General features: G+C 66.6%; 19 protein-coding genes. 9 read left to right on the top strand and 10 right to left on the bottom strand.

Annotation, left to right across the window (positions count from 1 at the left end; all coding sequences use genetic code 11):
* The 7 genes from VXJ37_RS10665 to VXJ37_RS10635 all read right to left on the bottom strand — a co-directional run.
* Positions 1–276, bottom strand: a 276-nt coding sequence (locus VXJ37_RS10665; RefSeq protein WP_331323009.1) for an aldehyde dehydrogenase family protein, incomplete at its 3' end; no start/stop codon positions are given.
* A 16-nt stretch (positions 277–292) separates the two neighbouring features.
* The gene (locus tag VXJ37_RS10660) at positions 293–1,096 is read right to left on the bottom strand and encodes an HpcH/HpaI aldolase family protein (protein ID WP_331323008.1); all 804 of its coding nucleotides are present in this window, start codon (positions 1,094–1,096) and stop codon (positions 293–295) included.
* Positions 1,081–1,866 carry a 2-oxo-hept-4-ene-1,7-dioate hydratase gene (hpaH, locus tag VXJ37_RS10655; protein WP_331323007.1) on the bottom strand — a complete coding sequence of 262 codons (786 nt, stop codon included), beginning with the start codon at positions 1,864–1,866 and terminating at the stop codon, positions 1,081–1,083. Before hpaH ends, VXJ37_RS10660 begins: the two co-directional genes overlap by 16 nt.
* A 2-nt stretch (positions 1,867–1,868) precedes the next feature.
* Positions 1,869–2,954, bottom strand: coding sequence for a 3,4-dihydroxyphenylacetate 2,3-dioxygenase (hpaD, locus tag VXJ37_RS10650; protein ID WP_331323006.1), 1,086 nt, complete (start codon positions 2,952–2,954; stop codon positions 1,869–1,871).
* 36 nt (positions 2,955–2,990) lie between these two features.
* Positions 2,991–4,502 carry a 5-carboxymethyl-2-hydroxymuconate semialdehyde dehydrogenase gene (gene hpaE / locus VXJ37_RS10645; protein WP_331323005.1) on the bottom strand — a complete coding sequence of 504 codons (1,512 nt, stop codon included), beginning with the start codon at positions 4,500–4,502 and terminating at the stop codon, positions 2,991–2,993.
* Between the two features lie 20 nt (positions 4,503–4,522).
* The gene (locus tag VXJ37_RS10640) at positions 4,523–5,206 is read right to left on the bottom strand and encodes a GntR family transcriptional regulator (protein WP_331323004.1); all 684 of its coding nucleotides are present in this window, start codon (positions 5,204–5,206) and stop codon (positions 4,523–4,525) included.
* Positions 5,199–6,662 carry a fumarylacetoacetate hydrolase family protein gene (locus tag VXJ37_RS10635; protein WP_331323019.1) on the bottom strand — a complete coding sequence of 488 codons (1,464 nt, stop codon included), beginning with the start codon at positions 6,660–6,662 and terminating at the stop codon, positions 5,199–5,201. The genes VXJ37_RS10640 and VXJ37_RS10635 overlap by 8 nt, the downstream gene beginning before the upstream one ends.
* A 234-nt stretch (positions 6,663–6,896) precedes the next feature.
* Here VXJ37_RS10635 and VXJ37_RS10630 point away from each other — a divergent pair, with 234 nt between their 5' ends.
* Positions 6,897–8,819: an FAD-binding monooxygenase gene (locus tag VXJ37_RS10630; protein ID WP_331323003.1), complete on the top strand. Its 1,923-nt coding sequence runs from the start codon at positions 6,897–6,899 to the stop codon at positions 8,817–8,819.
* On the opposite strand, the gene VXJ37_RS10625 is transcribed toward VXJ37_RS10630, so the two are convergent.
* Both VXJ37_RS10625 and VXJ37_RS10620 read right to left on the bottom strand, forming a co-directional pair.
* Positions 8,792–9,646: a prephenate dehydratase gene (locus VXJ37_RS10625; protein WP_331323002.1), complete on the bottom strand. Its 855-nt coding sequence runs from the start codon at positions 9,644–9,646 to the stop codon at positions 8,792–8,794. The genes VXJ37_RS10630 and VXJ37_RS10625 overlap by 28 nt on opposite strands.
* Before the next feature lie 37 nt (positions 9,647–9,683).
* Positions 9,684–11,597 (bottom strand): amylosucrase, encoded by a 1,914-nt coding sequence (locus VXJ37_RS10620; RefSeq protein ID WP_331323001.1) that lies wholly within the window; start codon positions 11,595–11,597, stop codon positions 9,684–9,686.
* 136 nt (positions 11,598–11,733) lie between these two features.
* Between VXJ37_RS10620 and VXJ37_RS10615 the strand changes: the two genes are divergently transcribed.
* Positions 11,734–12,786 carry a tartrate dehydrogenase gene (locus VXJ37_RS10615; RefSeq protein WP_331323000.1) on the top strand — a complete coding sequence of 351 codons (1,053 nt, stop codon included), beginning with the start codon at positions 11,734–11,736 and terminating at the stop codon, positions 12,784–12,786.
* 20 nt (positions 12,787–12,806) lie between these two features.
* On the opposite strand, the gene VXJ37_RS10610 is transcribed toward VXJ37_RS10615, so the two are convergent.
* Positions 12,807–13,475, bottom strand: coding sequence for a GntR family transcriptional regulator (locus tag VXJ37_RS10610; RefSeq protein WP_331322999.1), 669 nt, complete (start codon positions 13,473–13,475; stop codon positions 12,807–12,809).
* 125 nt (positions 13,476–13,600) lie between these two features.
* Between VXJ37_RS10610 and glyA the strand changes: the two genes are divergently transcribed.
* From glyA to purU, 7 genes are read left to right on the top strand one after another with little or no spacing between them, the layout of a single operon-like run.
* Positions 13,601–14,941: a serine hydroxymethyltransferase gene (glyA, locus tag VXJ37_RS10605; RefSeq protein WP_141945420.1), complete on the top strand. Its 1,341-nt coding sequence runs from the start codon at positions 13,601–13,603 to the stop codon at positions 14,939–14,941.
* On the top strand, positions 14,938–16,158 hold the full coding sequence (locus VXJ37_RS10600) for a sarcosine oxidase subunit beta family protein (protein WP_307303835.1): 1,221 nt from the start codon (positions 14,938–14,940) through the stop codon (positions 16,156–16,158). Before glyA ends, VXJ37_RS10600 begins: the two co-directional genes overlap by 4 nt.
* Before the next feature lie 27 nt (positions 16,159–16,185).
* Positions 16,186–16,590, top strand: coding sequence for a sarcosine oxidase subunit delta (locus VXJ37_RS10595; RefSeq protein ID WP_141945424.1), 405 nt, complete (start codon positions 16,186–16,188; stop codon positions 16,588–16,590).
* The gene (locus tag VXJ37_RS10590; RefSeq protein WP_331322998.1) at positions 16,587–19,529 is read left to right on the top strand and encodes a sarcosine oxidase subunit alpha family protein; all 2,943 of its coding nucleotides are present in this window, start codon (positions 16,587–16,589) and stop codon (positions 19,527–19,529) included. Before VXJ37_RS10595 ends, VXJ37_RS10590 begins: the two co-directional genes overlap by 4 nt.
* Positions 19,522–20,160: a sarcosine oxidase subunit gamma gene (locus VXJ37_RS10585; protein WP_331322997.1), complete on the top strand. Its 639-nt coding sequence runs from the start codon at positions 19,522–19,524 to the stop codon at positions 20,158–20,160. The genes VXJ37_RS10590 and VXJ37_RS10585 overlap by 8 nt, the downstream gene beginning before the upstream one ends.
* Positions 20,160–21,533 (top strand): L-serine ammonia-lyase, encoded by a 1,374-nt coding sequence (locus VXJ37_RS10580; RefSeq protein ID WP_331322996.1) that lies wholly within the window; start codon positions 20,160–20,162, stop codon positions 21,531–21,533. The genes VXJ37_RS10585 and VXJ37_RS10580 overlap by 1 nt, the downstream gene beginning before the upstream one ends.
* 3 nt (positions 21,534–21,536) lie before the next feature.
* Positions 21,537–22,433: a formyltetrahydrofolate deformylase gene (gene purU / locus VXJ37_RS10575; RefSeq protein ID WP_331322995.1), complete on the top strand. Its 897-nt coding sequence runs from the start codon at positions 21,537–21,539 to the stop codon at positions 22,431–22,433.
* The last annotated feature ends 54 nt before the right edge of the window (positions 22,434–22,487 follow it).

Raw genomic sequence — 22,487 nt, 5'->3', positions numbered from 1 at the left:
GGCCTTACGGAGGATCTCCGCCCGGGTCCTGGGCGCGGTCCGCGCCCAGGACGCCTGCGCGGCATCTGCCGCGTCCAGCGCGGCGACCGCGTCCGCACTCGTGGCGGAGGCGAGGGTGGCGAGGACCTCCCCGGTGGCCGGATCGTGCACATCGAACGTGCCGCCGTCGGACGCGCCCACCCACTCACCATCGATCAACAAGCCGGTAGGCACCGACGCCAGCAGGCTGGATTCACGGTCAGCGGAAACGGCAGGGGGCAGCTCGGAAATGGTCATGGGGAAGTCCTTTGGATCAGTAGCTGGCGGGGGTGTCGCCTTGGGAGGGCTGGATGTATTTGGCGGCGAGGGCTTCGGAGCCGCGGGCCAGGATGGCGACGTCTGCGCCGACCAGGATGAAGTTGGCGCCGCTGTCGAGGTAGTGCCGGGCGGTGGCGGGGTTGAAGGCGTTGACGCCGGCTGGTTTCCCGGCTGCCTTGGCGGCGGCCAGGCAGTGGTCGACGGCGGCGCGCACCTCGGGGTGTTCCTGCTGTCCCAGCAGGCCCATGGAGGCGGCGAGGTCTGACGGGCCGATGAAGACAGCGTCCACGCCGTCGACTTTGAGGATATCCTCCACGGCCTCGACGGCGGCGGTGGATTCGATCTGGACGGTGACGCTGATGGTCTCATTGGCGCGGGCCAGGTAGTCCGGGACCCGGTTCCAGCGTGCGGCGCGGGCCAGGGCGGACCCCACCCCACGCACGCCCTGCGGCGGGTAGCGGGTGGCAGCCACCGCGGCTTCGGCTTCGGCCACCGAGTTGACCATGGGAATCAGCAGGTTCTGTACACCCAGGTCCAGGTATTGCTTGATCACCACGGTGTCGTTGACCGGCGGCCGGACCATGGCGTGGACCGGGTAGCCGTGGACGGCCTGCAGCTGGGCGAGGATGGATTCGAGCCCGTTGGGGCTGTGCTCGGCATCCACCAGGAGCCAGTCCAGTCCGGATCCGGCGCAGAGTTCGGCGACCAGGGGGCTGCCGGAGCACACCCACATCCCGGCGAGTGGCCGGTCCGCCTCAGCGAGGGCGTCCCGGAAGGTGTCCGTTATTCGAAGCGGCATGTCACAACTCCCAGGGGGCCGTAGTCGGCGTGGACGGTGTCGCCCTTGTAGACCCAGAGGGGGCGGGTGAAGGACCCGGCCAGGATGATGTCGCCGGCCTTCAACGCGTCGCCGTGGGCGGCGATCTTGTTGGCCAGCCAGTGCACTCCGTTGGCGGGGTGGTCCAGGACGCCGGCGGCCACGCCGGTTTCCTCCACGGTCTGGTTCTTGTAAAGAATTGCCGAGACCCAACGCAGGTCCACGGCGTCCGGCTTGACCGGGTTGCCGCCGATGACCATGGCGCCCATGGCGGCGTTGTCCGAGATGGTGTCCACGATGGTCCGGCCCTCCATCTCGATCCTGGAGTCCAGGATCTCGAGGGCCGGAACCACGTAGTCGGTGGCCTTCAGGACATCGAAGATGGTCACCCCGGGGCCTTTCAGCCCGTCCTTCAACACGAACGCGAGTTCCACCTCCACCCGCGGATGGGTGTACTTGTCCCATTCCACGGAGCAACCGGTCTCCAGGACCATGTCATCGAAGATGGCGCCGTAGTCCGGTTCGGTGATGCCGGTGGCGGCCTGCATGGCCTTGGACGTGAGGCCGATCTTGCGCCCCACCAGGGTCCGGCCGGCGTCCTCGTTACGGCGGCGCCACAACTGCTGCACCGCGTAGGAGTCCTCCACCGTCATCTCCGGGTAGCGGGCGGTCAGGCGGGGAACAGGCGTGCGGGTCCGGCCGGCTTCCACCAGCTCATCCGCGATGGCCTCAATCGTCGTCGGCTCCAGCATGGTTAGACCTGGACTCCCAGCTTGAAACCGGTCCGGTCGCCTTCCGGGGCGCCGTCCTTGCGGGTGTAGGAGAAGCCGTCGGCGCCCACTGTCACGGCCATCTCGGACTTTTCCTCGCGGACGATGACCGGCTGCGGGTTGCCGTCCAGGTCCAGGACCAGGGAGGCTTCGGTGTACCAGGACGGGACCACGGGGTTGCCCCACCAGTCGCGGCGCTGGTTGTCGTGGACGTCCCAGGTGATGGTGGGGTTGTCGGGGTCTCCGGTGTAGTAGTCCTGGGTGTAGATCTCGATGCGGTGGCCGTCCGGGTCCAGGATATAGAGGTAGAAGGCGTTGGAAACGCCGTGCCGGCCGGGGCCGCGTTCGATCCGGTCGCTGATGCGCAGGGCGCCCATCTTGTCGCAGATCTGGATGATGTTGTGCTTCTCGTGCGTGGCGAACGCGACGTGGTGCATGCGCGGGCCGTTGCCGCCGGTCAGGGCAGTATCGTGCACGGTCTGCTTGCGGTGCATCCACGCGGCGTAGGTGACGCCGTCGGAGTCCTTGATGTCCTCGGAGACGCGGAAGCCCAGGTCCTCCAGGTACTTGCGGCCCTTGGGGACGTCCGGGGTCACCTGGTTGAAGTGGTCCAGGCGGACCAGTTCGCCGGCCGAGTAGAGGTCGTAGCGCTGGGTGAGGCGCTCCACGTGCTCCACGTTGTAGAAGAACTCGTAAGGGAAGCCCAGCGGGTCCTCTACGCGAACGGAGTCGCCGATGCCCTTGGTGAAGCCTTCCTTGCGGCGCTCCACCCGGCAGCCGAGTTCCTTGTAGTAGGCCTCCGCGGCGTCCACCTCAGCGGGGGACTTCACGCGGTAAGCGAAGGCGGCGACGGCGGCGACGGGGCCTTTGCGCAGCACGAGGTTGTGGTGGATGAACTCCTCCAGGGAGCGCAGGTAGATCGCGTTCTCGTCCTCTTCGGTGACGTGCAGGCCCAGGACGTCCACGTAGAACTCACGGGACTTGGCGAGGTCGGTGACCACGATTTCCATGTAGGCGCAGCGGACGATGTCCGGAGCCGGGACGGTGGGGGTGGGAACGAAGTTGGTCATTGGAATCTCTCTTCTTTGAAAGGTGGATAGGAGCGCTTAGGCGCCGAATTTGGGGGTGTGGACGGAGCCGAGCGTGATGTGCACGGCCTGCTGGTCGGTGTAGAAGTCGATGGAGCGGTAGCCGCCCTCGTGGCCCAGGCCGGAGGCCTTGACGCCGCCGAACGGGGTGCGCAGGTCACGGACGTTGTGGCTGTTCAGCCACACCATGCCGGCTTCGACGTTCTGCGAGAAGTTGTGGGCGCGGGTGAGGTTCTGGGTCCAGATGTAGGCGGCCAGGCCGTACTTGGTGTTGTTGGCCAGGGCGAGGGCTTCGTCGTCGTTCTCGAACGGGGTGATGGCCACGACCGGTCCGAAGATCTCCTCCTGGAAGATCCGGGCGTCAGGGGCGACGTCGGCAAACACCGTGGGTGCGATGTAGTTGCCTTCGGTCAGGTGGTCCGGGCGGCCGCCGCCGGCCAGGAGCCGGCCTTCGGACTTGCCGATTTCCACGTAGGAGGCCACCTTTTCGTAGTGCTCGGGGTGGACCAGGGCACCCACCTGGGTCTTGGGATCGTGGGGATCTCCCACCACGATGTTCTTGGCCCGGGCGGCGTACTTTTCGCAGAATTCGTCGTAGATGGCGCGTTCGACGAGGATGCGGGAGCCGGCCGTGCAGCGTTCACCGTTGAGGGAGAAGACACCGAACAGGGCCGAATCGATGGCGGCGTCCAGGTCTGCGTCCGCGAACACGACGCATGGGGACTTGCCGCCGAGCTCCATGGACAGGCCCTTGAGGTTGGCCGCGGCGTTCCGGAAGATCGTCTGGCCGGTGGTGGTCTCGCCGGTGAAGGAGATCAGCGGGACGTCCGGGTGCTTGACCAGCGCGTCGCCGGCTTCCTCGCCCAGGCCGTTGACCAGGTTGAACACGCCGTCCGGCAGTCCGGCTTCCTTGAAGATGGTGGCCCAGAGGGAGGCGGAGAGCGGGGTGAACTCGGCCGGCTTGAGGACCACGGTGTTTCCGGTGGCCAGCGCCGGGGCGAGCTTCCAGGACTCGAGCATGAACGGGGTGTTCCACGGGGTGATCAGGCCCGCGACGCCGATCGGCTTGCGGTTCACGTAGTTGATCTGCGAGCCGGGGACCTTCATGGCGTCGTCGAACTGGGCCACGATCAGGTCCGCGAAGAAGCGGAAGTTCTCTGCGGCGCGGAGGGCCTGGCCCTTGGCCTGGGTGATGGGCAGGCCGGTGTCGAAGGTCTCCAGTTCTGCCAGGCGTGCTTCCTGGGCCTCCACGGCGTCGGCGATCCTGTTCAGGATGCGGGCGCGTTCGCGGGGCTTCATCTTCGGCCAGGGGCCGTTGATGAATGCTTCGCGGGCGGCGGCGACGGCGAGGTCGATGTCTTCTTTCTGGCCGGCGGCGGCGGTGGCGTAGTTCCGGTTGGATACCGGGTCCAGGACGTCGAAGGTCTTTCCGCCCACGGAGTCGACGAACTGGCCGTTGATGTAGTGCTGGATGTGGGTGGGCAGGTCCTCGGGCACGTAGTGCTTGCTGGTTTCTACTGAGGTCGTCATCGTTGAAGTCCTAACTGGTGTCAGTGGTTGGTCTGGGCCAGGTACGCGTCCAGGGTGGCGGAGCGGTGGAGCCTGGCGGCTTTTTCGATCTGTTCCGCGTCGGCTCCGGTTTCGATGAGCTTCAGCAGGTTTTCGTGTTCCTCGACGGAGTCGCGGGCGCGGCCCGGGACGAAGCGGAAAGTGGAGGACCGGATGGCTGCGAGCCGGTTCCAGCCGCGGTGCACCAGGTCCAGGATGTGCGGGTTGGGGCAGTGCTCGAACAGGACGGAATGGAAGTCCTGGTTCAGCTGGGTGAACCGGACGGGGTCGAAGTGGTCCAGGCATTCGCGCATCTGTTCGTTCACGGCGCGGGCCCGGGCGATCGCCGCCGGGTCGATCAGCGGTGCGGACAGGGCGGTGGCGGCGCCTTCCACGATGCTGAGGGTCTGCATGGTGTAGAGGTACTCGGTGGGATCGATGCCCGCGACGGTGGCGCCGACGTTGCGTTCGAACGTCACCAGGCCCTCGGCCTCGAGCCGCCGGATAGCTTCACGGACCGGGACCACGCTGAAGCCCAGGTCCTTGGCGATCGAGCCCAGCACCAGCCGGTAGCCGGGGGTGTAGGTGCCTTCGACAATCCGTGCCTTGACGGTCTGGTACGCCTGTTCCGACTTGCTTCCAGGAGCGGCTACCCCAGGCAGATCAGTCAGCGCTGTCTCAGTCATTGGTGTTGCCTTCCCATTCCTTGTACCGGTTCTGCCACTCCGCGTTCATGGGGTAGAGGCCGTCAACGCTGTTACCCTGCCTGACCATCTCGAAGATGAAGGTCTCTTCCTTTTCCTGCTGGATGCAGTCCGCCACCAGTTCTTCGGCGATGGCGGGCGGGATGACCAGGATGCCGTCGGAATCGGCCACGATGATGTCACCGGGCTGCACGGTGGCTCCGCCGCACGCGATGGTGATGTCCGTGTCCCACGGAATATGCCGCCGGCCCAGGACAGCGGGGTGCGGGTTGGCGAAGTACGTGGGCATCTCCAGGTCCGCCACGGCGGAGTAGTCGCGGACACCGCCATCGGTGATGATCGCCGCGGCGCCGCGGACCTGGGCGCGGAGGGCCAGGATGTCACCAACAGTGCCGGTGCCCTTTTCACCGCGGGCTTCCATCACCAGGATTTCGCCCTCATTCACCGAGTCGATGGCACGCTTTTGGGCGTTGAAGCCGCCGCCGTGGGTCTTGAAAAGGTCCTCGCGGTTGGGGACGTAGCGCAGGGTCCGGGCCACGCCCACTACGCGGCGGTCCGGGCGGGTGGCCTGCAGCCCGTCGATGCTGACGTTATTAAGGCCGCGCTTGCGCATCTGGGAAGACAACGTGGCGGTGGCGACGGACTCGAGCTTGGCCTTCAGCTCCGGGGTCAGGACGGGCCCCACGGGGGCCAGTCCGGCAGCTTCGCGGGAACCGTAGGCTTCCTCCCGCTGCAGGTCATCCACCTTGGGGCCGGCACCAAAGTCAGCGAACGCCGTCGTGCCCTCCTCCACCGTGGTGACCAGCCGCCCGGTGGACAGGTCGCCGTCGATCGTCTCCACTTCCACTTCCAGGACGTCGCCCGGCATCGCGACCGAAGCGCCGGCCGGCGTGCCGGTGAGGATAATGTCGCCCTCTTCAAGGGTGAGCAGCTGGGACAGGTCCGCCACCAGCCGGGCGAACGGGAAGAGCAGGTCTTCGGTGGTGTCGTCCTGGACCAGCTCGCCGTTGTGCCAGGTACGGATCCGCAGTTGTGAAGGGTCGACGGCGTCTGCCGGAATCAGTGCCGGGCCCACCGGGGTGAACCCGTCCCCGCCCTTGGACCGGAGGTTGGAGCCCTTGTCCGCCCAGCGCAGGTCGTACACGCCGAGATCATTGCTGGCGGTAATGGCCGCAACGTGGCTCCACGCGTCCTCCAGCGAAACGCGGCGGGCGGCCTTGCCGATGACCAGGGCGATCTCGCCCTCGTACCCGAGCAGTTCGCAACCGGCCGGACGCTCCACGGGGCTTCCGCCAAGGGCCAGGGAGCTGGAAGGCTTGAGGAAGTAGGACGGCTGGGCCGGCGTGCGGCCACGCTGGGCCGCCCGGCTGGGGTAGTTGATGTGCACCGCGATGACCTTGCGTGCTGCTGCCAGGGTGTCGCCGTTGACCTGCTCCAAAGCCTTCTCCTCATCAGGTACGAAATCGTATACGATCACTATCACCCATCTCGGCCGCTTCGTCAACCCCTTGATTTGAGCCGATTTTGAGGGCTGGAGAAGCGGTACTTGTCGCCCGGATCACATCGGGCGTACAGTGGAAGCCAGATTTAAAGTTTCGATTATAGAATTGCGTGTTCTGATATAGAACGAAAGCTCAATTCATGATCATCCACAACGAAGTGAGGAAAGCCCGTGCAGTTCCACCACCACGGATACGTATCCGGTGACCCCCGTGTCCAGCCGGCAGCCGGCGTCGGCCTTAATCGCCCCGAGGAACTTCCCGACGAAGTGGACGTGCTCATCGTGGGCACCGGTCCTGCCGGAATGCTCGCCGCCGCGCAGTTGTCCATGTTCCCCAACGTGACCACCCGCATCATCGAACGTCGCCCCGGGAGGCTGGCCATCGGCCAGGCGGACGGCATCCAGGCCCGCAGCGTGGAGACCTTCCAGGCTTTTGGGTTCGCGGAGCGGATCATCGCCGAGGCGTACCGCATCACCGAAATGGCCTTCTGGAAGCCGGATCCCGCCAACCACGCGAACATCATCCGGACTGCCCGGGCCGTTGACGACGAAATGGGCATCAGCGAGTTCCCCCACCTGATCGTCAACCAGGCCCGGGTGCTGGACTACTTCGCGGAATTTGCCGCCAACTCGCCCACCCGGATGAAGCCCGATTACGGCTACGACTTCCAGGGACTGGAGGTGACCGGCAACGGTGACTACCCGGTGACCGTCACGCTCCGCCACACCGCCGGACCCAACGAAGGCCAGGAGCGGATTGTCCGCGCCAAGTACGTGGTGGGCGCGGACGGCGCGCGCAGCAAAGTTCGCCAGGCCATCGGCTGCACGCTCGCCGGCGACCAGGCCAACCACGCCTGGGGCGTCATGGACGCGCTCGCCGTCACCGACTTCCCGGACATCCGCACCAAGTGCGCCATCCAGGGCGAAAAGGGCAGCATCCTGCTCATTCCCCGTGAAGGCGGCCACCTGTTCCGCATGTACGTGGACCTGGGCGAGGTTGACCCCAACAGCCACCACTCGGTCCGCGACACCTCCATCGAGGAGATCATCGCCAAGGCCAACGAGATCCTCCACCCCTACACCCTGGACGTGCGGAACATCGCCTGGCACAGCGTGTACGAGGTGGGCCACCGGTTGACGGACCGGTTCGACGACGTCCTCCCGGAGGAGCGCGGCACCCGCACCCCGCGGGTCTTCATCACCGGCGATGCGTGCCACACGCACAGTGCAAAGGCCGGCCAGGGGATGAACGTCTCCATGCAGGACGGCTTCAACATCGCCTGGAAGCTGGGGCATGTGCTGGAAGGCCGCAGCCCGGAGAGCCTGCTGACCACCTACTCGGAGGAGCGGCAGGTGGTGGCCAAGAACCTGATCGACTTCGACAAGGAGTGGTCAACCATGATGGCCAAGAAGCCGGAGGAGTTCGAGCACCCCTCCGACCTTGAGGACTTCTACGTGCAGACCGCCGAATTCCCGGCCGGCTTCATGACCCAGTACACGCCGTCCCTGATCGTTGGCAGCACCGACCACCAGGGCCTGGCCGCCGGCTTCCCTGTTGGGAAGCGCTTCAAGTCAGCCCCGGTGGTTCGGGTAGGGGACACCAACCCCATCCACCTGGGCCACCACGCCACCGCCGACGGCCGCTGGCGGATCTACGTCTTCGCCGATGCCGCGCTGCCAGGCACCAACTCCGCCACTGACATGCTTGCTGAATGGTTTGCTAGTTCGTCCGAGTCCCCGCTGGCCGCCACCCCTGCCGGCGCCGACCCGGACGCGTGGTTCGACCTGAAGGTTATCTACCAGCAGCCGCACACCGCCGTCGACATCAGCGCTGTGCCAGCCGTCTTCAAGCCCCAGGTGGGCCCCTTCAAGCTGACCGACTACGAAAAGGTCTACGCCACCGATCCCAAGGCGGACATCTTCGACCTGCGCGGCCTGGACCGCAACGGCGTAGTGGTGGTGGTCCGGCCGGACCAGTACGTGGCCAATGTCCTGCCCCTGACCGCGACGGCGGCACTGGGTGCGTTCTTCACCCCGCTGCTGCAGGCCGCCCCCGCGAAGCCGCGTCAGGTGGTGGCTGCCGCCGCCCGGTAGTCCGCTGCCGGGTACACGCCGAGGATCCGCACCTCGGTGGTGAAGAAGTCCAGTTCCTCGAGGGCCAGCTTCAACGGCAGGTCCTCGGGGTGGCCTTCGACGTCCGCCATGAACATGGTGGCCGCGAACTCGTTGCCCACCATGTAGCTCTCCAGCCGGGTCATGTTCACGCCGTTGGTGGCGAAACCGCCCAGCGCCTTATAGAGGGCTGATGGGACGTTGCGGACGCGGAACAGGAAGCTCGTCACTGCCGGGCCGGGAAGTTCGTCCCGGGCCGGCAGTGCCGTTTCCCGGGCCAGCACCACGAAGCGGGTGGTGTTGGAGGGATCGTCCTCCACGCGCGACGCCAGGACATCAAGTCCGTAGATCTGTGCGGCCAGCGGGGGAGCGAGGGAGAGCTTGCGGGGATCGTTCCACTCCGCCACCTCCCGGGCGGATCCGGCGGTGTCACCGGCGATGACCGGCTTGAGGCCATGTTCGCGGATCAGCTTCCGGCACTGGCCCAGCGCATGGATGTGGCTGTGCACCTCGGTTGCGGCCTCGATGGTGCTGCCCGGGATGCCCAGCAGGTCGAAGTGGATGGGCAGGAAGTATTCGCCCACGATCTGCAGGTTGGACTGTGGGAGCAGGATATGGATATCCGCCACGCGGCCGGCGATCGAGTTCTCGATGGGGATCATGGCCAGCTCCGCCTCACCGCTGCTTACCAGCTCAAAGGCATCCTCGAAGCTGGCGCGCGGGACGCTTTCCATGTCCGGGAACATTTGCTGACACGCGATATTGGAGTTGGCGCCGGGCTCACCCTGGTACGCAATCTTGGAGGCCATGATCCGTATGCTTTCACGGCCCGGCGCCAGCTCCCAATTACTGCGGCGTAACGCGCAGCCAGAGATACTGCCGGGGCAGGAGGGTGACGCCGCCGTCCAGCCGCAGGGCCGCTTCGGAGAGAAGGTCGACGGCGGCAGGGAGGTACCCGCCGAAGGTCTCAGCAGCCAGGGTCTGGGGTGAGTCGCTGAAATTGGCGAGCGCCAGGATGGTGCTGGCGCCTTCCGCGTCTCCCGGCCGCTGGTACCCGAGCACGGAGCGGTTGTTGGTGCCGAAGTCGATGAGCGTGGTCCCGGCAAATTCGGGGGTGCCGGCGCGCACCTCGATCATCCTCTTCAATCCCGCGTACACCGCTCCTTCCGGTGTGGCCGGGTCAAGCCGGCGCGCGTACTGCTCCTTGGGGAAATGCGGCCGGTGCACCCAGCGGCTGTCCTCCCCGTGGCCCGGTTCGGACGCATACGCGTAGTCGTTGACCTGGCCCACCTCGTCGCCGAGGTACAGCAGGGGGACGCCGCCGGTGCTGAACGGCACGGAATGGGCCAGGAGGATCCGTTCCACCGCCTCCGCCGGGTTCACCTCCATGCCGCACAGGGACGCCGTCGTGCCTGAAATCCGGCAGTCACCGGTCTTGGGGTTGTCCTGGAACGGGACGCCGCGGGCGAAGCTGCCGGGGAACCTGTTGACGTAGAAGGAGTTCAGGAAGCGGCGGTGGTAGAAGCCGTTGATGCCCAGCTCGGCGGCGTCCTCGTCGGCGAAGGTCCAGCCGATGTCGTCATGGCTGCGGACGTAGTTCACCCAGGCCGTGCCGTCGGGGATGTTGTGCCTCCGCTCCAGGGCCTGGGCCAGGAGCGAGGCATCCCGGGTGGCCAAGGACTCCCAGATCAGCGCCATCTGCAGCGGGTTGTAGGAAAGCTGGCATTCCTTCGGGTCGATGTAGAGCGCCACCTCGTCCGGGTGCACGATCGCCTCGGACTTGAACAGCAGCGACGGCGCCGCCAGGCGGCACACCGCGTTGAAGGCCCGCAGCAGAGTGTGTGCCTGCGGCAGGTTCTCGCACGGTGTTCCCAGCTGCTTCCAGATGAAGGCCACCGCATCCATGCGCAGGATGTCCACGCCCTGGTTGGCCAGGAACAGCATCTCGCCCGCCATGGCCCGGAAGACGTCGGGGTTGGAGTAGTTCAGGTCCCACTGGTACGTGTGGAAGGTGGCCCACACCCACCGGCCGTCCTCCATCCGGATGAAGGACCCGGGGTGGTTCTCCGGGAAGATCTCGCGGACGTTCGCCTCGAACGCGTCCGGGATGGTCCGGTCCGGGAAGATCCAGTAGTAGTCGCTGAATTCCGGATCCCCTGCGGCTGCCTTGCGGGCCCACTCGTGCTCGTCGGAGGTGTGGTTGAAAATGAAGTCCACCACCAGGCTGATGCCGTTGTCCTTCAGTTCGGCTGCCAGGGAGCGCAGCTGCTCCATGGTGCCCAGCTTGGGATTGACCTCCCGGTAGCTGGACACCGCGTACCCGCCGTCAGAGTGCGGCACAGGTGCCAGGAACAGCGGCATGAGGTGCAGGTAGGTCAGGCCCAGTTCCTTGAAGTAGGGGATCCGGGCGCGGACTCCTTCCAGGCTTTCGGCGTAGCGGTCCACGTAGCAGACGCCGCCCAGCATCCGGTTGGACTGGAACCAGTCCGGGGCGCCTTCGCGCTCCGCGTCCGTTGCCTTCAGCTCCGGTGGCCGCTCCTGCCAGGACCGGGCGCATTGGAGGACCAGGTCCGTCAGCTGGTCCAGCCAGTCATTCCTGTCGCCGTACAGGGAATGGAACAGGCTGCGCAGCGTAGGGAAGTGCTCCTCGAAGCGCCGGTCAAAATCCTGGTCCCCGCGCAGCCCAAGCTGCCGCTCCCGGGACAATGCAGACAGCACATGCCGGCGCGCTTCCTGGTCCTCGTTTACCGTTTCCTGCATCTTGACCGGCCTTTCGCGCTTCCGCCGGCCCTCCCGGCCGGGCACCTCTAGGGAAGTATGCCACGTCACACCTTGGAGCCCTGGCTGCTGCCTTTACGATTTAGGCACACAGGAATGAACGAGCGATTGGAACAACATGACCCGCAGCTACACCATCGATTCCATTCCCGGTGACGGCATCGGCGTTGATGTCACGGACGTGGCCATGGAGTGCGTGGACGCGGTGGCCGGGCTGCATGATTTCACCGTGTCGTGGCGGGTCCGCGACTGGAACAGCGATCTTTACGTCAAAACCGGCCGGATGATGCCCGTTGACGGTATCGAGCAACTCAGCAGCGGCGACGGGATCTATTTGGGAGCAGTGGGCACGCCTGACGTTCCGGATGACGTAACCCTGTGGGGGCTGCTGATTCCCATCCGGCGGGAGTTCGACCAGTACGTCAACCTTCGGCCCATGAAGCTGCTGCCCGGCGTCAAGGGGGCGATGCCGGGGATCGAGGACCTGGACATCGTGGTGGTGCGGGAGAACGTTGAGGGCGAGTACTCGCAGATCGGCGGCCGCTTCGGCGCCGGGACGGACGCGGAATTTGCCGTCCAGGAAAGCGTGTTCACCAAGGCGGGCATTACCCGCGTGGCGCGCTACGCGGCGGAGGCCGCTGCCGGGCGGGGCGGCACGCTGGTCTCCGCCACCAAATCCAACGGCATCATCCACACCATGCCGTTCTGGGACGAGGTGGTGGCCCGGACGGTGGCAGAGTTCCCGGACGTCACGGTGGACAAGGTGCTCATCGATGCGCTCGCGGCACGATTGGTCATGAAGCCCACCAGTGTCCGCACGATTGTGGCGTCGAACCTCTTCGGCGACATCCTGTCCGACCTGGTGGCCGGAGTTGCCGGCTCCATCGGCATCGCTCCGAGCGCCAACCTGAACCCCGAACGCCGCTACCCGTCAATGTTCGAGCCGGTCCACGGTTCTGCCCCGGACATTGCGGGCAAGGGCATCGCGAATCCCGTGGGCGCGCTGTGGGCTGCGGCCATGATGCTCGACCACCTGGGGGAGGAGGCGGCGGCCCGATCCCTGACCGCCGCGTTCGAGTCCACGCTCGCGGAAGGAATTGCGACGCCGGATCTTGGCGGCTCAGCCACCACGCTGGAGTTCGCCAAGGAAGTGCGCAGCCGGCTGCGGTAACAGCGCGTGAAGCACCACCGCTAAAGTACGTTGCGGATGGCCTGTTCGAAACTGGTGACGTGCTCCAGGGCGAGCTTGCCCGCCCGCTCCGCGTCGCCGTCGGCCACTGCCTCCAGCAGTTCCACGTGCTCGGCGATGTGGGACGCGACGGAGGGCACCTTTTCCAGCACCATGCACCAGATGCGCGTAGCCAGGTTGTCGTAGCGGATCAACACGTCCTCGAGGTGCGCGTTGGCTGCGGCCCGGTAGATCAGCCGGTGGACTTTGATGTCGTACCGCATGAGGTCGTAGGGGTCGTCGTCATCGCCCATGGTGGAGATTGCCGCTGCAGTCTCCCTGATTTCCGCCCGCAGCGCCGGCGTTGCCAGCTTGGCGGCCCGGCGCGCCGCCAGGGGCTCCAGGGATTCGCGCAGCTCGGAGACATCGGCGAGTTCGGTGATGTCGACGATGGTGGCGAACGTTCCGCGGCGGGGGTAGGAGACCACGAGGTGGTCGCTCTCCAGGCGTTTGAGTGCTTCCCGGACTGGCGTCCGGCCTATCCCGAGTTCGGCCGCCAGCTTGCCGTCGTTGATCGCCTCGCCCGGCCGGATGTCCAGCATGATGAGCCGGTCGCGGAGGTGCCGGTAGGCCTGTTCGGAGAGCGAGAGGTCTCCCTCCCCAGCGAGGTGGTTCTCTAATGTGACGCTCATCTCGAGCCTTCCCAGGAGTGCTATTGACGTCCAAGTGATTTGGAACATACTATTACGACAGTTCTAATATATCAGTTACAGATCAGTTATAGGTCAGTAACTCCGAAGGGCCTAGAAGGAGAACCATGCAGGACGTACTGAACGCCTCGCTCGCCACGGTAGACGCCGATGTCGCCGCCGCTGTGGCACGGGAACTGCACCGCCAGCAGTCCACCCTCGAAATGATCGCCTCGGAGAACTTCGCTCCGTCCGCCGTGATGGAGGCCCAGGGCTCGGTCCTCACCAACAAGTACGCCGAGGGCTACCCGGGCAAGCGCTACTACGGCGGCTGCGAGCACGTCGACGTCATCGAGCAACTGGCCATCGACCGCGTGAAGGCCCTCTTTGGCGCAGAGTTCGCCAACGTCCAGCCGCACTCCGGTGCGCAGGCCAATGCCGCCGCCATGTTCGCCCTGCTGAACCCGGGCGACACCATCCTTGGCCTGTCCCTGGCCCACGGCGGCCACCTGACCCACGGCATGAAGATCAACTTCTCCGGCAAGCTGTACAACGTGGTTCCGTACCATGTCCGCGAAGATGACCTCCGGATCGACATGGCCGAGGTGGAAGCCCTGGCCCTGGAGCACAAGCCCAAGCTGATCGTTGCCGGCTGGTCCGCCTACTCCCGCCAGCTGGACTTCGCCGAGTTCCGCCGCATCGCCGACCTGGTGGGCGCCTACCTGATGGTGGACATGGCCCACTTCGCCGGCCTCGTCGCCGCAGGCCTGCACCCCAACCCCGTGCCGTACGCGGACGTGGTCACCACTACCACCCACAAGACCCTGGGCGGACCCCGCGGCGGCGTCATCCTGGCCAAGGAGGAGTACGCCAAGAAGATCAACAGCGCGGTGTTCCCCGGCCAGCAGGGTGGACCGCTGGAGCACGTGGTCGCTGCCAAGGCCGTGGCCTTCAAGCTCGCCGCAGCCCCCGAATTCAAGGAACGCCAGGAACGCGTCCTGCAGGGAGCCAAGCTCCTGGCCGAACGCCTCCTCAAGGACGACGTGGCAGCAGCCGGCATCTCCGTGGTCAACGGCGGCACCGACGTCCACCTGGTCCTGGTGGACCTGCGCAACTCGGAGCTCGACGGGCAGCAGGGCGAGGACGCCCTCCACCAGATCGGCATCACCGTCAACCGCAACGCCGTCCCCTTCGACCCCCGCCCGCCGATGGTCTCCTCCGGACTCCGGATCGGCACCCCGGCCCTGGCCGCCCGCGGCTTCGGCGCCGCGGAATTCACCGAGGTTGCGGACATCATCGCCACGGCGCTGATTGCCTCCGCCGGCACGGGCAGCCTCCCCGGGGACACCGCCGTCGAACTCCGGGAACGCGTGACGGCACTTGCCGCCAAGTTCCCCCTCTACCCGCACCTCTCCGCCGACGCCAATCTGGCCGGCATCGAGGCAGACCTGATTGGAGCCGCCCAGTGAGCACCCAGCACCTTCCGGAGCACCCGGACTTCCTCTGGCGGAACCCGGAACCCAAGTCCTCTTACGACGCCGTGGTTGTCGGCGGCGGCGGGCACGGCCTGGCCACCGCGTACTTCCTGGCGAAGAACCACGGCATGACCAACATTGCCGTCCTGGAAAAGGGCTGGCTGGCCGGCGGCAACATGGCCCGCAACACCACCATCATCCGCTCCAACTACCTCTGGGACGAGAGCGCCGCCATCTACGAGCACGCGCTCAAGCTCTGGGAAATCCTGCCCGAGGAACTCGAGTACGACTTCCTGTTCAGCCAGCGCGGCGTGATGAACCTGGCCCACACCCTGGGCGACGTCCGCGAAAGCATCCGCCGCGTGGGCGCCAACAAGCTCAACGGTGTGGACGCCGAGTGGCTGGACCCGCAGCAGGTCAAGGAACTCTGCCCCATCCTGAACATCCGGGACAACATCCGCTACCCCGTCATGGGCGCCACCTACCAGCCCCGCGCCGGCATCGCCAAGCACGACCACGTGGCCTGGGCCTTCGCCCGCAAGTGCGACGAAATGGGCGTGGACATCATCCAGAACTGCGAAGTCACCGGCTTCCTCAAGGACGGCGACCGCGTGGTGGGCGTCAAGACCAACCGCGGCACCATCAACACCGAAAAGGTGGGCCTCTGCGCCGCCGGCCACAGCTCGGTCCTGGCAGAGATGGCCGGTTTCCAGCTGCCCATCCAGTCCCACCCGCTGCAGGCACTGGTTTCCGAGCTGCACGAGCCCGTCCACCCCACGGTGGTCATGTCCAACCACGTCCACGTCTACGTCTCGCAGGCACACAAGGGCGAACTGGTCATGGGCGCCGGCGTTGACTCCTACAACGGCTACGGCCAGCGCGGCTCTTTCCACGTGATCGAGCAGCAGATGGCGGCCGCCGTCGAGCTCTTCCCCATCTTTGCCCGGGCGCACGTACTCCGGACCTGGGGCGGCATCGTGGACACCACCATGGACGCCTCGCCGATCGTGGGCACCACCCCGGTGGAGAACATGTTCGTGAACTGCGGCTGGGGAACCGGCGGATTCAAGGGCACGCCCGCCGCGGGCATGACCTTCGCGCACACCATCGCCACCGGCGCACCGCACGCGCTGAACAAGCCGTTCTCGCTGGAACGCTTCGAAACCGGCGCCCTCATCGACGAACACGGCGCCGCCGCCGTGGCCCACTAGCCCCGCCACCAGAAAGGACCAACGCACATGCTGCTGATCCCATGCCCCAACTGCGGCCCGCGGGACGAAACCGAATTCCACTACGGCGGACAGGCCCACGTCCCGTACCCGGAGAACCCGAACGAGCTGACCGACACGGAGTGGTCCCGCTACCTCTTCTACCGGGAGAACCCCAAAGGCATCTTCGCCGAGCGCTGGGTCCACAGCACCGGCTGCCGCCAGTGGTTCAACATGCTCCGCGACACCGTGAGCTACGACATCAAGGCCGTCTACAAGATGGGCACGCCGCGGCCCGACAGTTCCTCGAGGGCCACGCCCGAGACCGGGACCGCCAGCACCGGCCCTGACAGCACCACCACGGGAAGTGCCGCACCCAGCACCTCCACCACGAGCATCCTCAGCACCACCGCCCCGGAAGGAGCGACCAAGTGACTTCCCAGAACGCCCGCCTGGCTACCGGCGGCCGCATCGACCGCACCATCTCCTGGCGCTTCACCGTGGACGGCGAGGAGTTCAGCGGCCACCCGGGTGACACCCTGGCCTCGGCCCTGCTGGCCAACGGCCGCATCGCTGCCGGGAACTCGCTCTACGAGGACCGGCCCCGCGGCATCATGTCCGCAGGCGTGGAAGAAGCCAACGCCCTGGTCCGCGTGGAAGCCCGCTTCCCCGGCCACGTCGCCGAATCCATGCTCCCCGCCACCACCGTCACCCTGGTTGACGGGCTCCAGGCCACGCTGCTGAACGGCTTGGGCAAGCTGGACCCGGAGGACGACCGCGCCGAATACGACAAGAAGTACGTCCACACTGACGTCCTGGTGGTCGGCGGCGGCCCCGCCGGACTCGCCGCAGCCCGCGAGGCCGTCCGCACCGGAGCCCGCGTCATGCTGCTGGACGACCAGCCCGAACTTGGCGGCTCCCTGCTCTCCGGCTCCACCGCCCAGGGACTGGCCGAGACCATCGAAGGCAAGCCGGCCCTGGAATGGGTTGCCGACGTCGAAGCCGAGCTGGTTTCCGGTGCGGAATCCACCGTCCTGAACCGCACCACCGCGTTCGGCGCCTACGACGCCAACTACGTCATCGCCGTCCAGAACCGCACCGACCACCTCTCCAGCCCCGCTGCACCCGGCGTCTCCCGCCAGCGGATTTGGCACATCCGTGCCAACCAGGTGGTGCTGGCCCCCGGCGCCCACGAGCGTCCCCTGGTGTTCGAGAACAACGACCGTCCAGGCATCATGCTGGCCTCTGCCGCCCGCAGCTACCTCAACCGGTACGGCGTTGCCGCCGGCAAGCGCGTGGTCATCGGCACCACCAATGACAGCGCCTACGCCGTCGCCGCCGACCTCACCGCTGCCGGCGTCAAGGTCGCAGCCGTTGTGGACGCCCGTCCCAAGCTCACCGCCGTGGCGACTGCCGCCGTCGAATCCGGCATCCGGGTGCTGATCGGCAGCGCGGTAGCAAACACCTCCGCAGGCGCCGACGGCCGGCTGGACGGGGTCACCGTCCGCAGCATCAACGACGACGGCGAACTCACCTCGGGCGTCGAACAGATCTCCGCAGACCTGCTGGCAGTGTCCGGCGGCTGGAGCCCGCTGGTCCACCTGCACTCGCAGCGGCAGGGCAAGCTGCGCTGGGACGAGGACCTTGCCGCGTTCGTGCCCAGCACCGAGGTCCCCGCCCAGCAGACCATCGGCTCCGGCCGCGGGTCCTTCGCCACCGAAGACTGCCTCGCCGAGGGTATCTCCGCCGGCGCCAAGGCGGCCATCGCCGCCGGGTTCGCGTCCGCCGTCGAGCCTGCCGTGTTTGGAGAGCCGAAGGCCTCCGCCCCCACCCGCCAGCTCTGGCTGGTGCCTGGCGAGAGCGGCACCCCGGATGACTGGCACCACCACTTCGTGGACTTCCAGCGCGACCAGTCGGTGGCGGACGTGCTCCGCTCCACCGGCGCCGGCATGCGCTCCGTGGAGCACATCAAGCGGTACACCTCCATCAGCACCGCCAACGACCAGGGCAAGACCTCCGGCGTCAACGCCATCGGCGTCATCGCCGCTGCCCTGCGCACGGCCGGCGAAGCCTCGCGCGGCATCGGCGACATTGGCACCACCACCTACCGTGCGCCGTTCACCCCGGTGGCTTTTGCTGCACTGGCCGGACGCCAGCGCGGTGAGCTGTTCGATCCCGCCCGCGTCACTTCCATCCACCCCTGGCATGTCGCCAAGGGCGCGCTGTTCGAGGACGTTGGACAGTGGAAGCGCCCCTGGTACTACCCGCAGGACGGGGAGGACATGGACGCCGCCGTGCTGCGCGAATGCGCCGCCGTCCGCGAGTCCGTGGGCTTCATGGACGCCACCACCCTGGGCAAGATCGAGATCCGCGGCAAGGATGCGGGGGAGTTCCTGAACCGGATCTACACCAACGCATTCAAGAAGCTCGCCCCCGGCTCCGCACGCTACGGCGTCATGTGCACCCCGGACGGCATGATTTTCGACGACGGCGTGACCCTCCGCGTCGACGACGAAACCTACTTCATGACCACCACCACCGGCGGTGCCGCCAAGGTGCTGGACTGGCTGGAGGAATGGCTGCAGACCGAATGGCCTGAGCTGGACGTCAAGTGCACCTCGGTAACCGAGCAGTGGAGCACCATTGCCGTCGTCGGGCCCAAGTCCCGTGAAGTCATCGCCAAGGTGGCACCGGAACTGGCTGCCAAGGGCGGCCTGGACGCCGAGGCCTTCCCGTTCATGACCTTCCGCGAAACCACCCTCGCCTCGGGCGTCCGCGCCCGGATCTGCCGCATCTCGTTCTCCGGCGAACTGGCCTACGAGATCAACGTCCCGGCCTGGTACGGGCTGAACACCTGGGAAGCCGTGGCAGCCGCCGGTGCCGAGTTCAACATCACTCCGTACGGCACCGAAACCATGCACGTGCTCCGGGCCGAAAAGGGCTACCCGATCGTCGGGCAGGACACTGACGGCACCGTCACCCCGCAGGACGCCGGCATGGAGTGGATTGTCTCCAAGGCCAAGGACTTCATTGGCAAGCGCTCCTACGCCCGGCTGGATTCGCAGCGCGAGGACCGCAAGCACCTGGTCAGCGTCCTGCCCGTGGACGGCACGCTCCGGCTGCCGGAAGGCACCCAGCTCGTGGAAAAGGGCCGCTCCACCAATCCGGCCTACGGACCGGTGCCAATGGAAGGCTTCGTCACCTCCAGCTACCACAGCGCCGCGCTTGGCCGCTCATTCGGCCTGGCCCTCATCAAGAACGGACGCAACCGCATCGGCGAAACGCTGGTGGCAGCCGCCGGCGACCAGCTGGTGGACGTGGTTGTGGCAGAGACAGTGCTTTTTGACCCCGAAGGGACCCGTAAAGATGGCTGAAACAGCAGCATCCCCGACCTCAGCAGACAAGAACCTCGCCGCCCGCGTCAGCCCGGCCAAGCAGCTGGCTGAAGCGTTCGCCGCAGGTTCCCTGGCCGGCACCGTTGAGCTGTCCGAAGTGCCCTTCCTGACCATGGTGGGGCTCCGGGCGGACGCCGGCTCGGAGCCGGCAGCCCGGCTGGCCGCCGTCACCGGCGGCCTCCCGGCCGGTTCCGGATCGGTGGCCACCAACGGTGACACGTCCGTGCTGTGGCTGGGTCCCTCCGAGTTCCTGGTGGTGGCACCCACCGAGGCCCACGAGTCCCTGGGCGGGGACCTGATCCCCGCTCTCCGCGAGGCCCTTGGCGGCGACGCGGGCCAGGTGGTGGACCTGTCCGCCAACCGCACCACCTACGAACTGACAGGCCCCCGCGCCCGCGCCGTCCTGGAAAAGGGCTGCTCGCTGGACCTGCACCCGCGGGTGTTCAAGGCCGGCACCGCCTTCTCCACGGAGATCGCGAACATCCCCGCCATCCTGTGGAAGACCGGTGAGGAATCCTTCCGGATCTTCCCCCGCGCCTCTTTCGCCGAGTTCCTGGGCCGGTGGCTCCTGGACGCCATGCGGGAGTACGCCTCGCCCGAGGTCCCCTGATGGCGCTCAGCGTCCTGGACCTCTTCTCTGTCGGCATCGGGCCCTCGTCGTCACACACGGTGGGCCCGATGCGGGCGGCCAAGCTCTTCGCTGACGGGCTGAAGGGCGACGGGCAGCTGGCCTCCACCGTGCGCGTCCAGTCGGAACTCTTCGGTTCCCTGGGCGCCACGGGGCGCGGCCACGGCTCGGACAAAGCCGTAGTCCTGGGACTGCAGGGCCTGGAACCCGAAACCGTCAACACGTTCACGGCGGATGACCAGGTGGCCGCCGCCGCGCTCAACGCAGAGCTGCAGATCGCGGGCACCCACCGGGTGGACTTCAACTGGGAAGAGGACGTGGTGCTCCACCGCCGCAAATCCCTTCCCGCCCACCCCAACGGGATGACCTTCCGGGCCTTCGACCACACCGGAGCAGTGCTGAGCGAACGGAGCTTCTACTCAATCGGCGGCGGCTTCGTGGTGGACGGCGACGCACGGGGCGCGGACAAGGTGGTGGCGGATGACACCGTGCTGCCCTATCCGTTCTCCACGGCGGATGAACTCCTGCAGATCTGCAGCCGGGAAGGCATGTCCATTTCCGATGTCATGCTGGCCAATGAGCTGACCTGGCGCAGCGAAGCTGAACTCCGGGAGCAGCTCCTGGGGCTGTGGGCAGTGATGAAGGAATGCGTGCAGAACGGCTGCAACGCCGAAGGCATCCTGCCCGGCGGCCTGAAGGTAACCCGGCGGGCGCCCGCGCTCCACAAGACGCTTTCAGCAGACTCCGCCAGCACGGACGCGCTCCACGCCATGGAATGGGTCAACCTGTTCGCCCTCGCCGTGAACGAGGAGAATGCCGCCGGCGGCCGGATCGTCACCGCCCCCACCAACGGGGCCGCGGGAATCGTGCCTGCCGTCCTGCACTACTACATGAAGTTTGTTCCAGGAGCTGACGACGACGGCGTGGTCCGCTTCCTGCTGGCGGCGGCCGCCGTCGGAATCCTGTTCAAAACGAATGCCTCCATCTCAGGTGCCGAAGTGGGCTGCCAGGGTGAGGTGGGCTCCGCCTGCTCGATGGCCGCCGCAGGGCTCTGTGAAGTGCTCGGCGGCACCCCGGCGCAGGTGGAAAACGCCGCCGAGGTGGGGATCGAGCACAACCTGGGCCTGACCTGCGACCCCGTGGGCGGCCTGGTGCAGATCCCCTGCATCGAACGGAACGCGATCGCCAGCGTCAAGGCGATCAACGCCGCCCGGCTGGCCCTGCACGGGGACGGGAGCCACAAAGTCTCGCTGGACAAGGCCATCAAGACCATGCGCGACACCGGAGCCGACATGAAAACCAAGTACAAGGAAACCTCCCGAGGAGGACTCGCCGTGAACGTGATCGAGTGCTGAGCCATGACCGTTACTGAAACCCAGATCCCCGCACCGAAGGTGCCCACCACCGTCGAACACGTCCTGACCCTCGACTGTCCGGAAGGCCCCGGGATTGTCCACGCCGTCTCCGGGTTCCTGCTGGAGCACGGCTGCGACATCATCGACAACAAGCAGTTTGGTGAGCGCACCGAGGGCCATTTCTTCATGCGCGTGCACTTTGTCTCCGAAGGGGACGAATCCACGCTGGACACCCTGCGGTCCTCCTTCGCCCCTGTCGCGGAAAAGTTCGGCATGCGCTGGCAGCTGGAACGCCAGGGCTCCAAGCGCAAGGTGCTGATCATGGTCTCCAAGTTCGGCCACTGCCTCAACGACCTGCTCTTCCGCGCCAGGATCGGCGAACTGCCGGTGGATGTGGTGGCGGTGGTGTCGAACCACCGGGACCACCAGGCGCTGGTGGAGTGGCATGGCATCCCGTTCCACCACGTCCCCGTCACCGCCGAGACCAAACCTGCCGCCGAGGCTGCGCTGATGGCACTGGTGGATGGGCTGGATGTGGAGCTGGTGGTGCTGGCCCGCTACATGCAGGTACTCAGCGATGACCTCACCCGCAAGCTGGACGGCAGGGCCATCAACATCCACCACTCGTTCCTGCCCAGCTTCAAGGGTGCCAAGCCGTACCACCAGGCGTACGCCCGGGGTGTGAAGACCGTTGGGGCCACCGCCCACTACGTCAATGCCGAACTGGACGAGGGGCCCATCATCTCCCAGCAGGTGGTGGACGTTGACCACACCTACGGGCCCGAGGACCTGGTGGCGGCCGGCCGGGACACGGAATGCAAGGCCCTCTCCAACGCGGTGAAGTGGCACTGTGAGGGCCGGGTCATCCTGCAGGGCAACCGCACCGTGGTGCTCCGGTAACAAACAACAACTTCATATCGAAAAGCGCGGCCGGCTGCCTTGGGCGCCGGCCGC

The organism is Pseudarthrobacter phenanthrenivorans, from assembly GCF_036455295.1.
In the GTDB taxonomy this organism is placed as follows: Bacteria; Actinomycetota; Actinomycetes; order Actinomycetales; family Micrococcaceae; genus Arthrobacter; species Arthrobacter phenanthrenivorans_C.
This window is presented reverse-complemented; position numbering and strand designations above follow the sequence as displayed.